Here is a 10,830-nt window from a genome sequence, read left to right as displayed (position 1 = left end):
AGGGTGTAGACGATCTGGTTGCCGGCGCCGTCGGTGACGGTGGTCAGGCGGTGCGCGGCGTCGTAGCCGAAGGTGGTGTAGCTGCCGTCGGGCTGGGTGATCTTGCTGACCAGGCCGGTGGGCGTGTATTCGTAGCGGGTGATCGCGTCGTCGGTTTCGCTGCCGGCGTTGGGGCCGCGGACCTTACCGGCGGTGAGCCAGCCGCGCGGGTGGTACTCCATGTCGGTGACGACGCCGTTGGCGTCTTTGACCGACAGCGGACGACCGGCGCCGTCGTAAGCCAAGGTCTCCACGACCTGACCCAGCGCGTTCGTGACCTTCCACAGGTCGCCCTTGCGGTGCGGACAGGTGGCTGGTGCGCTGGCGCAAGTGGCGTCGTCGCTGGCGTAGTAGGTGAACTGGGTAGTGTCGGCAACGTCGGTACGTGGGCCGTTGATCGAGGTCACCAGACCCAGCAGCGGACAAGAACCCGCCGTGACGTCAGCGGCTTCGCAGTAGGCGGTCGTCGACGTGCGCGTGTTGGCCGGTGTCGCCGGATCGGTCGCCGTCGAAGTCAGCGCTTGACCACGACTGTTGTAAGTCCACGCGGACTTCGCAACCAGAACGTTGGATGCGTTATACGTGCGTGTCTCGGTCGGTGCGGCCCAGGGTGCGTTCCAGTCGGTCTGGATTTCACGCATGGTCGGAAGCTGGCCGCCCCAGAAGTCCAGACCTTCCTTGCGGCTGGTCTGGCGCCAGTTCGTGTACAGGTAGGTCGTACGCGAGCCGTTGGCATTGATGAACCAGTTCAGACGATCGTTGCTGTAGTTCGCGTGCGTGGTATGCCCGATCGAACCGTCGGTGGTCTCAAGAGTGGCGTGGCTCGGCACCTTCCCTGTGTTGTGCGACAAGTAGGAATAGGTCTTGGTGGCGCCCTCCGGCAGCGTCACCTTGGACTTGCCGTCGGCCTGGTACTCGACCGTCACACGACCGGTTCCGCCCGCGTGCTCGCTGAGGGTGGCGCGGCCGCGGTCGTCGTAGGTGTAGGTGGCATAGCGCGCGCCGTACTCGTCGAGCACGCCGGTCAGGTAGTTGGCGAAGAACTGGGGGTCGCAACCCGGAATGACCGTGCCCGCCGCGTCCCGACATAGTTTGGTGGTTTCCGCGTAGAGGTATTCTCGGCTGTCCATGGCGGACGGTGCGCCGTGGCTGGCGTACTTCAGGCGGCCAAGGCTGTCGTAGGTGTAGGCCGCAACGGCCACGCCGTCGGCGGAGATGCCGGTGATGCGCGGCGGCGAGCCTTCGGCGCCGCCGGTGGGAGTGGCGGTGTAGCTGAAGCTCAAGGTACGGCCGGAGGGACTGCGCACCTTCAGCAACAAGCCCTCGACTGGGCACTGGCCCAACGCGACGCCGGAGGCTTCGCAGTACTCGTAGGAGAACACGCGGTCGCCGCTGCGGCTGTACTTCATGCGGCCGGATTCATCGAACCAGCGAACCTGGCCAGGTCCGGTCGTAACGCGCCAGCGCGCGTAGGTCAGCGGATCAGGCTCGCGGTACACCGCCGTAGCGGACGAAGTCCGGGAAACGAAGTTCGACGCGTCGAGCTTGTACAGGATTTCATAGTAGCCGTCGCTCTGGCGCCAGCTGTCCGGCTCTCCACTGACCATGTTCAAGCGGTCGGAGTAGGAGTGCGCCCAGTTGTTGCCCATACCTGAGTGCAACGCCAGGTCGTTACTGGAATTGTACGAGCGACGGAAGGGCTGGCCTTCCCAGGAAAAATCTTCCTCGTTGTATTCCTTGTTGCCGGTCGCGGCGACCAGGGGATTACCGTCCTTGGGGCACTTACTGCACTGTGCCGCCCGATAGACCACGATCTGGCCCTGAGCATAACTGCGGCAGACCTTGGACCAGACCGGCACCTCGCTACTGAACGCCGTTTGCGCCACGTAAAACTGCGGACAAATGAACCAGTCGTTACGAATGATGGGGAGGTTGTTCTGCGAGCCAGTGCCGGCTCGCACCAGTTCGAGCGCTCGTTGCCCGGTACGCGAGGGGTTGCGTGCAACGATCGCGTATCGCCCATCCGTGTTCCAGCTGCCCCAACCGGAAGGATCGGTAAGCAAGTAGCTTCCCGCGTAGTCCCCGTTCCAGCCACCCTCGTCGTAGGGATAGTGGGTCAGGATGTCGGTTTTCAGCTGCTCCTCGGTATCGCAGCCTCTGCCGGTGCCGCCGGAGTTTTCCCAGCAACCTCGTTTGTGGCCATCGGGGACGAATGCCGAGTAATAGTCGCCCTCCAAAGTGGCCGCGGTATCCGGGAGGTTGTATTGCAGCAAAAGCTGCCCGTCGCCGCTCTGCTTTTCGCTGACCCGCACCAGCTGCGCATTGCCGACGGCCGGCGACGGCTCGGTGCGGATGTAGGCCTCGGCCTCGCCCAGTGTCTTGAAGCACTGGCTTTGCTGATCGGGCACGTAACGTGTGGCGCAGTACTGGTCCGCTGCCCGGGACACGCCCGGCAATGCCATGGACACCAGGAACACCAGCCACAGGACTACGTTCTTTCCGCTCGTGCTCATATGACCTTCCCTGGCGCCCGCGACTGGTTGTAGCGGGCATCATCACGAAGGTCAGTCTCAGCAATCAAGACAGTGCGCGGCACTTTTCATGACGAAAGCCGAACCGCCAATCCCGATCAAGCGATTGGCGACGAACTCGCGATGCGGAACGTGATGGCGATCATATTGCGCGGGCGCGAGCGACGGCGAAATCTGAATGAGCGGACTCAGCCCGCACGCGCACGCCAGGCACGCAACATGGCATACACCAGCACCAGGATCGCCAACGACGCCCCGATCGCCGCCCACTCCCGCAAGCTCATCGTCGCTAGGATCGCCACCATCGTCAGCACCGCGATCGCCGGCACCAGCACGCCGCCGGGCAGCACGAAGGGTTCGCCGCGTTCGCGCAGGTCGATGCGTTGGGCGCGCCAGGCGGCGATGGAGACGGCGGCGAAGACCAGGCAGATCGCGCCGCCGGAGATCAGGGCCAGGGATTCGAAGCTGCCGCCCAACGCCAGCGCGGCGCCGACGCCGGCGTGGGTGAACAGCGCCAGGCGCGGGACGCGATGTTTGGCGTCGACGCGGCCGTAGGCGTGCGGCAGGTAGCCGTCGCGGCCCAGCGCGAACAGCAGGCGCGAGGACGCGAACAGGTTGCCCATCAGGAAGCCGGTCATCGATACACAGGCGGTGATCAGCAGCAGCGCGCGGCCCGGCGCCCAGATCGCGCCGGCGGCGTCGGCGATCGGGGCGCCGCTGGCGGGCAACGCGGTGCCCAGCGTGCCCTGGCAGACCACTTGCAGGCCGATGTACAGCAGCACCACGATCGCGATCGCCGACAGGGTCGCGCGTGGCACGTGACGCGAAGGGTCGCGCACTTCGCCGGTCGGCACCAGCGCGGTTTCCATGCCGGAGTAGGCGAACACCACCAGCACCATCGCGCTGCCCATCGCGCTCCAGGAACCGATGCCGCTCCAGGCCACGTACTGCCAGTCGACGAACAGCAGGCCGAGCGAAGCCAGCAGGAACAGCGGCGTGAGCTTGAGCGTGGCCAGCAGCACGATCATGCGCGCGCCCAGGCGCACGCCGAAGGCATTGAGCGCGAACAAGGCCGCGTACACGCCCAGGATCAGCAGCGCGCGCGGCAGCGCTTGCGCGAACGGCGGCCAGGCCTGCGCGACCTGGCCGGCCAGCGCGGCGGCGACGCCGGCGCTGGAGGCGGTGTTGCAGATCCACATCAGGGCGCCGGCGATGAAGCCGGCGAAGGGGCCGTAGGCGGCGCCGACATAGGTGTAGGGGCCGCCGGTGGCGGCGGCGCGGCTGCCGACGGCGGAGAAGCACATCGCGATCGGCACGATCGCGATCGCGCCGGCGATGAAAGCCAGGGGCGCGGCGCCGGCCAGGCGCGAGGACAGCAGCGCCGGCAACATGAAGATGCCGGCGCCGACGATGATGTTGATGATCGAGGCGCCGAGCTGGAACGGCCCCAGCGCGCGCACCAGCGCGGCGTCGCCTTGCAGCCCGGCCGACGGTGCGGGTACGGGCCCGTCAACGGGCGTGGCGGCTGTGCTCATGGCGGGCCCCGGAGAGACTGCGTCGCAGCCTCGCATGGCCAGCGCGCAAAGGCGAGGCCGCGGGCCCCGCAGCGGCGGAGTAAGCCGCGATCCGCGTTCGGCAAGTATCGCCACGGCGCGATGCGTGACGGCGTGGATCGCGACTTACTCCGCGACTGCGCGGGCGGGGGACGCGCACACCCTAGCTCCGCCCGGGCGGCACATAAATCCGGGGTTTCACTCAGATAACCGGCATCGCTTTCGCGTTTTGGATCAGAGGCCCTGGCACATGAATTCGACGAAGGCGCGCAGCTTCGGGGCCAGCTGCCGGCGTGCCGGGTAATAGATGTAGAAGCCGGGGAACGGCGGGGTATAGGCGTCCAGCACCGGCAGCAGGCGTCCGGCGGCGACGTCCTGCGCCACCATGGTCTCGAACAGCTGGGCCAAGCCCAGCCCGGCCAGGGCCGGGCCGCGCGCCAGCGAACTGTCGTTGAAGATCAGGCGGCCGCGGACGTCGATCTCGAAGTCCTGGCCGTCGCGGCTGAACTCCCAAGGCTGCATGCGGCCGCTGCCGGGCAGGCGCTGGCGGATGCAATCGTGATGGATCAGGTCTTCGGGCACCTCGGGCCGGCCGTGGCGGGCGTAGTAACCGGGCGAGCCGACCACGATGGTGCGCTGCGGCCCGCCCAGGGGCTGGGCCACCATGTCGCGCGCCAGGCATTCGCCCAGGCGGATGCCGGCGTCGAAGCCGCCGGCGACCAGATCGGCCAGGGTGTCGTCGGCGAACACTTCGACCTGCACGTCCGGGTAGCGCGCCAGGAATTCGGGCAGGCGCGGCTCGACCAGGCTGCGCACCGCGATCCGGCCGGCGTTGATGCGCAGGCGCCCGGTGGGCCGGTCGCGGACCGCATCGAGGTCGTCGAAGGCGGCGTCGATCTGCTCCAGCCCCGGCGCGACCTGGGCCAGGAAGCGCGCGCCGTGCTCGGTCAGGCCGACCCGGCGGGTGGTGCGGTTGAGCAGGCGCACGCCCAGGCGCTCTTCCAGGGTGCGCACGGTCTGGGACAAGGCCGAGGGCGACACCTCCAGCTCGGCCGCGGCGCGGGTGAAGCTGCCGAGCCGGGCGACGCGTGCGAAGGCGATCACGGCGGGGAGCGGGTGCGCGGCCATTATGAAGCACTCCTTCAGAACACGTTCGGATAATCCCTATTTTTCGCGCAGTCGGCCAGTCCTAGAGTCGCTTCCACGGTTCAACCCTTACTGGAGAGCACTCGATGAACACCCCCACTGGTTTCGGATTGCGCGACAAGGTCGTGCTGGTCACCGGCGCGTCCTCCGGCATCGGCGCGGCCAGCGCCGCCGCCTTCGCCCGCGAGGGCGCGATCGTGCTGGCCGCCGCGCGCCGCGTCGCCGAGGGCGAGGCGGTGGCGGCCGCGATCCGCGCCGACGGCGGCCGCGCCCGCTTCCTGCAGGCCGACGTCACCCGCGAGGACGACATCCGCCGCCTGGTCGAGACCGCGGTCGCCGAATACGGCCGGCTCGACGTCGCCTTCAACAACGCCGGCACCGACGGCCGCTTCTCGCCGTTCCTGGACCAGGACGAGGCCAACTACGACCTGGTGATGAACACCAACGTGCGCAGCGTGTTCTGGAGCATGAAGCACCAGATCGCGGCGATGCTGAAAAGCGGCGGCGGCGCGATCGTCAACAACGCCTCGATCGGCGCGCTGATCGGCTTCCAGACCGCGGCGGTGTACGTCGCCAGCAAGCACGCGGTGATGGGCCTGACCAAGACCGCGGCGCTGGAGTACTACCCGCGCGGCATCCGCATCAACGCGGTGCTGCCCGGCATCATCGACACCCCGTTCCAGGACCGCGTATGGGGCGACGAGGCCAGCAAGCAGGCCTTCGCCAAGGCCACCGTCGCCGGCCGCAGCGGCAGCGCCGAGGAAGTCGCGGGCGCCGCGCTGTTCCTGGCCTCCGAACGCGCCAGCTTCTTCAGCGGCCAGGGCCTGGTCATGGACGGCGGCTACGTCGCGCAGTGATCGCTGCCGTCTCGTTATCGTCCAAGGACGCCGCCATGAACCCGGATACCTCCGCCTTCACCCTGATCGCCGAACTCCAGGCCAAGCCCGGCCTGGGCGATGCCCTGCAACGCGAACTGCAGGCGCTGATCGCGCCGACCCTGAGCGAGGCCGGTTGCGAGGGCTATCGCCTGCACCGCTCCAGCGACGACACCGACCTGATGTTGATCTACGAGCATTGGCGTTCGCGCGCCGCGCTCGACGCGCACATGGCCATGCCTTATCTGCGCGACTTCTTCGCACGCACGCCGCAGCTGCTGTCCGAGCCGGTGCGCCTACGCTACTTCGCCACGGCCTTGCCGGCCGCCTGATTCCTTCCCCCAAGGAGCACCGCATGAACACCCGCACTCTCGGCCCGCAGGGGCCCGCCGTTTCCGCGCTCGGCCTGGGCTGCATGGGCATGAGCTTCGCCTACGGCCCCGCCGACGAAGACGAGGCCATCGCCACCGTGCACCGCGCGCTCGACCTGGGCGTGAACTTCCTCGACACCGCCGACGTCTACGGCCCGCACACCAACGAGCGCCTGCTCCAACGCGCCCTGCAAGGGCGTCGCGACCAGGTCTTCCTGGCCAGCAAATTCGGCATCCTGATGGACCCCGAACGCCCCGAGCTGCGCGGCGTGAACGGACGCCCCGAGTACGTGCGCGCCAGCATCGACGGCAGTCTGCAGCGGCTGGGCACCGACCATCTGGATCTGTACTACCTGCACCGCGTCGATCCGAACGTGCCGATCGAGGACACCGTCGGCGCCATGGCCGAACTGGTCGCGCAGGGCAAGGTGCGCTACCTGGGCCTGTCGGAAGCCTCGGCGGCCACGCTGGAGCGCGCGCATGCGGTGCATCCGATCGCCGCCCTGCAGAGCGAGTACTCGCTGTGGACGCGCGACGTCGAGCGCAACGGCGTGCTGGCGACCTGCGCGCGCCTGGGCATCGGCTTCGTGCCCTACAGCCCGCTCGGCCGCGGATTCCTGACCGGGCAGATCGCCTCCGCCGCCGATCTGCGCAGCGACGACTTCCGCCTGCAGACGCCGCGCTTCCAGGGCGAGAATTTCGACCGCAATCTGGCGCTGGCGCAGACGGTGAAGACGCTGGCGGCCGGCAAGGGCTGCACGCCGGCGCAACTGGCGCTGGCCTGGGTGCTGGCGCAAGGCGAGCACCTGGTGCCGATCCCGGGCACCAAGCGCCGTAAGTATCTGGAAGACAACTTCGGCGCCCTGAACGTACGCCTGGATGCGCAGGATCTGGCCGCGCTGGATGCGGCGTTCGCGCCGGAGGCGGTCGCGGGCGAGCGCTATTCGCAGGTCGGACTGGCGATGGTCGGCCGTTGAGGTATCGCCCGTCGCGAAGCCGCCGCCCATAGCGGCGGCGGCTTCGTCGGCAATCACCGCTTCGTAGGAGCGGTGCAGGCCGCTCCCACAGAAGGCAGCGAGCGCCCGCATTCGCTCGCATCCCCGCCATCGCACGCCGTTGGGGCAGGAGCGGCGCAGGCCGAGATCGCGAACCGCGGCGACCGGCGCGGGTATCCGGCTGGCGGCCATGCCCATGTTCGATGGTAGGGTCGCCATCACCGATCGTGCTGCGGCGCCGCTCGCGCCTGGTCTAGCATCGGGCCCCTGCCCACGGATCCCTGCCCCGCATGCGCCTGCCCGCCCTCCTGATCGCCAGCACCCTGTTCGCGACGACCGCCGCCGCGCAAACCGCGCCGCCGCCCGAACTCGACCGCGCCGCGCGCGCGGTCCAGGCCGAGGTGGTCGGCTGGCGCCGCGACCTGCACCAGCACCCCGAGCTGGGCAACAACGAAGTGCGCACCGCCAAGCTGATCGCCGACCAGTTGCGCCGGATCGGGCTGGAGCCCAAGACCGGCATCGCCCACACCGGCGTGGTGGCGGTGCTCAAGGGCGGGCGTCCGGGCCCGCGCATCGCGATCCGCGCCGACATGGACGCGCTGCCGGTGACCGAACCCGCCGGCCTGGCGTTCGCGTCCAAGGTCACCACCACCTACCGCGGTCAGCCGGTCGGGGTGATGCACGCCTGCGGGCACGACGCGCACGTGGCGATCCTGCTGGGCGTGGCGACCGCGCTGGCGGCGCAGCAGGCCAGCCTGCCGGGCGAGGTGATGTTCGTGTTCCAGCCGTCCGAGGAAGGTCCGCCGAATCCGGGCGAGCCGTTCGGCGCCGCGCTGATGCTGGAACAGGGCGTGTTTCGCGACTTCAAGCCCGAGGCGGTGTTCGGCCTGCACGTATGGGCGGGGCTGCCGGTGGGCAGCATCGGCGTGCGCGCCGGCCCGTCGCTGGCCAGCGCCGACGAGTGGAGCCTGACCGTGCGCGGCAAGCAGACCCACGGCTCGCGGCCCTGGGACGGCGTCGATCCGATCACCGTCGGCGCGCAGATCCTGCTGGCCTCGCAGAGCATGATCGCGCGCCAGGTCAACATCGCCGCGACGCCGGTGGTACTGACCGCGGGCCAGTTCAACAGCGGCGTGCGCTTCAACATCATCCCCGACGAGGCCAAGCTGGTCGGCACCCTGCGCACCTTCGACGCGGGCGTGCGCGAGGACGTGATCGCGCGCTTGCGCCGCACCGCCGAAGACCTGGCCCATGCCAGCGGCGCCAGCGCCGAGCTCACCGTGGTCAACAACGCGCCGGCCACGATCAACGACCCGGCTCTGACGCAGCGTGTGCGTCCCTCGCTGCAGCGCGCGGTCGGTGCGGACAAGGTGGTCGAGATGCCGATGGTGACGGTGGCGGAGGACTTCTCGCAATTCGCCAACACCGTGCCGGGCGTGTATTTCTTCGTCGGTTCCACCGCCAAGGGCGTGGACCCGGCCAAGGCGCCGATCAATCATTCGCCGCAATTCATGCTGGACGAGGGCGCGCTGGATGTCGGCACCCGGGCGATGCTGCAACTGACGCTGGATTACCTGGGCGGCGCGCCGCAGGGCTGATTCGCTCGACTTTGGGGTAGGAGCGGCGCGAGCCGCGACCGCCAATCCTCGATCGGCTGCGCAGCCCACGACGCAGACGTAGTGGCGCGGTCGCGGCTCGCGCCGCTCCTACAGGAAGCGGTGGCGGCTGGTGGCTCGCGACCGAAGGATTCCCCATCGGACACCGCTCCTACCGGGGCTTGCTGTGGGAGCGGCGTGAGCCGCGATCGCGAACCGCACGAGGACCGCGTTGGGGCCCGAGCCTGCGTAATCGCGGCTCACGCCGCTCCCACAGGGGGGTGGCGTAGGTGGACAGGACTGCCGGCGACCTTGGACCGCCAGCGCGAATCGACCAAGGTCGGGCAGTTCCCGGCGCGGGGCTTGGGCTAGGATCGGGTCTTTCCTTCCGGAGTCCGTCGATGAAGCGTCCGCTGTCCGTCGCGCTGAGCTGCGCCCTGCTCGCCCTACCGCTGGCCGCCGCCGCGCAATCGGCCGAACGCCCGGAAGTGCAGGCCGCGGCGGCCAAGGTAAAGGACCAGGTGGTGGCCTGGCGGCGCGACTTCCACCAGCACCCCGAGCTGTCCAATCGCGAGGAGCGCACCGCGGCCAAGGTCGCCGAGCACCTGCGCGCGCTGGGCCTGAAGCCGCGCGTGGGCATCGCCCGCCACGGCGTGGTCGCGATCATCCAGGGCGGCAAGCCCGGGCCCAAGGTCGCGCTGCGCGCCGACATGGACGCGCTGCCGGTGACCGAGCAGGTCGAGTTGCCGTTCGCGTCCAAGGTCACCACCCAGTTCAACGGCCAGACCACCGGCGTGATGCACGCCTGCGGCCACGACGCCCACACCGGCATCCTGCTGGGCGTCGCCGACGCGCTGGTGGCGATGAAGGACGAACTGCCGGGCCAGGTGATGCTGGTGTTCCAGCCCTCCGAGGAAGGCGCGCCCGGCAACGAGGAAGGCGGCGCCTCGCTGATGCTCAAGGAAGGGCTGTTCAAGGACTTCAAGCCCGACGCCATGTTCGGCCTGCACGTGTTCTCGACCCTGCAGGCCGGCCAGATCGGCGTGCGCCAGGGCCCGCTGATGGCGGCCTCGGACCGTTTCAGCATCAAGATCAAAGGCCGCCAGACCCACGGCTCGCGGCCCTGGGGCGGCATCGACCCGATCGTCGCCGCGGCCGACGTGATCGGCAGCGCCCAGACCATCGTCAGCCGCCGCACCGACATCGCCAAGCTGCCGGCGGTGGTGACCTTCGGCGCGATCAAGGGCGGCATCCGCTACAACATCATTCCCGACGAAGTCGAAATGGTCGGCACCATCCGCACCTTCGACGAGGGCATGCGCGCGAAGATCTTCGCCGACCTGAAGAACGTCGCCGACCACGTCAGCGCCGCGCACGGCGCGACCGCGGTGTCGGCGGTGCCCGACAGCGAGGGCAACCCGGTCACCTACAACGACCCGGCCCTGACCGCGCGCATGCTGCCCAGCCTCAAGGCGGTGGCCGGCGACGCCAACGTGGTGGAGCCCTCGCTGCAAATGGGCGCGGAGGATTTCTCCTACTACGCCAAGGAAGTGCCGGCGATGTTTTTCTTCGTCGGCGCGACCGAGAAGGGCGTGGACCCGGTGACGGCGCCCAGCAATCATTCGCCGCAGTTCAAGCTCGACGAGTCGTCGCTGGATCTGGGGCTGCGCGCCCTGTTGCAGGTGACCTTGGATTATTTGCATCAGCCTAAGGGTTGAGGACAGC

8 protein-coding genes are annotated in these 10,830 nt (G+C 68.9%); 5 read left to right on the top strand and 3 right to left on the bottom strand.

Annotated features, from left to right (window positions below; all coding sequences use genetic code 11):
* From V1318_RS19030 to V1318_RS19020, 3 genes are all read right to left on the bottom strand, one after another.
* A partial coding sequence (locus V1318_RS19030) for a DUF6531 domain-containing protein (protein ID WP_332941332.1) occupies positions 1-2,552 on the bottom strand: 2,552 nt, incomplete at its 3' end.
* A 206-nt stretch (positions 2,553-2,758) separates the two neighbouring features.
* The gene (locus V1318_RS19025) at positions 2,759-4,105 is read right to left on the bottom strand and encodes an APC family permease (protein WP_332941331.1); all 1,347 of its coding nucleotides are present in this window, start codon (positions 4,103-4,105) and stop codon (positions 2,759-2,761) included.
* Positions 4,106-4,357: 252 nt separating this feature from the next.
* A complete protein-coding gene (locus V1318_RS19020) occupies positions 4,358-5,251 on the bottom strand; it encodes a LysR family transcriptional regulator (RefSeq protein WP_332941330.1) in 894 nt (297 codons plus the stop codon).
* A 104-nt stretch (positions 5,252-5,355) separates the two neighbouring features.
* Between V1318_RS19020 and V1318_RS19015 the strand changes: the two genes are divergently transcribed.
* The 5 genes from V1318_RS19015 to V1318_RS18995 all read left to right on the top strand — a co-directional run bounded on the left by V1318_RS19015 (position 5,356) and on the right by V1318_RS18995 (position 10,823).
* A complete protein-coding gene (locus V1318_RS19015; protein WP_332941329.1) occupies positions 5,356-6,126 on the top strand; it encodes a glucose 1-dehydrogenase in 771 nt (256 codons plus the stop codon).
* 35 nt (positions 6,127-6,161) lie between these two features.
* On the top strand, positions 6,162-6,476 hold the full coding sequence (locus V1318_RS19010) for a putative quinol monooxygenase (RefSeq protein WP_332941328.1): 315 nt from the start codon (positions 6,162-6,164) through the stop codon (positions 6,474-6,476).
* A 23-nt stretch (positions 6,477-6,499) separates the two neighbouring features.
* The gene (locus tag V1318_RS19005) at positions 6,500-7,492 is read left to right on the top strand and encodes an aldo/keto reductase (RefSeq protein WP_332941327.1); all 993 of its coding nucleotides are present in this window, start codon (positions 6,500-6,502) and stop codon (positions 7,490-7,492) included.
* A 308-nt stretch (positions 7,493-7,800) separates the two neighbouring features.
* A complete protein-coding gene (locus V1318_RS19000; protein ID WP_332941326.1) occupies positions 7,801-9,108 on the top strand; it encodes an amidohydrolase in 1,308 nt (435 codons plus the stop codon).
* 398 nt (positions 9,109-9,506) lie between these two features.
* Complete coding sequence (locus tag V1318_RS18995) at positions 9,507-10,823, top strand: M20 family metallopeptidase (protein WP_332941325.1); 1,317 nt, start codon at positions 9,507-9,509, stop codon at positions 10,821-10,823.
* Positions 10,824-10,830: the final 7 nt, after the last annotated feature.

Origin of the sequence: Lysobacter sp. CCNWLW3 (assembly GCF_036697405.1) — a bacterium.
In the GTDB taxonomy this organism is placed as follows: Bacteria; Pseudomonadota; Gammaproteobacteria; order Xanthomonadales; family Xanthomonadaceae; genus Lysobacter.
Note: the sequence above shows the minus strand (reverse complement) of the source record. Positions and strands in the feature narration are given on the sequence as shown.

What these genes read in the sequence shown, in the direction of transcription:
- V1318_RS19025 (WP_332941331.1), bottom strand. Translation starts at nt 4,105, where the DNA reads ATGAGCACAGCCGCCACGCCCGTTGACGGGCCCGTACCCGCACCGTCG.
- V1318_RS19020 (WP_332941330.1), bottom strand. Translation starts at nt 5,251, where the DNA reads ATGGCCGCGCACCCGCTCCCCGCCGTGATCGCCTTCGCACGCGTCGCC.
- V1318_RS19015 (WP_332941329.1), top strand. Translation starts at nt 5,356, where the DNA reads ATGAACACCCCCACTGGTTTCGGATTGCGCGACAAGGTCGTGCTGGTC.
- V1318_RS19010 (WP_332941328.1), top strand. Translation starts at nt 6,162, where the DNA reads ATGAACCCGGATACCTCCGCCTTCACCCTGATCGCCGAACTCCAGGCC.
- V1318_RS19005 (WP_332941327.1), top strand. Translation starts at nt 6,500, where the DNA reads ATGAACACCCGCACTCTCGGCCCGCAGGGGCCCGCCGTTTCCGCGCTC.
- V1318_RS19000 (WP_332941326.1), top strand. Translation starts at nt 7,801, where the DNA reads ATGCGCCTGCCCGCCCTCCTGATCGCCAGCACCCTGTTCGCGACGACC.
- V1318_RS18995 (WP_332941325.1), top strand. Translation starts at nt 9,507, where the DNA reads ATGAAGCGTCCGCTGTCCGTCGCGCTGAGCTGCGCCCTGCTCGCCCTA.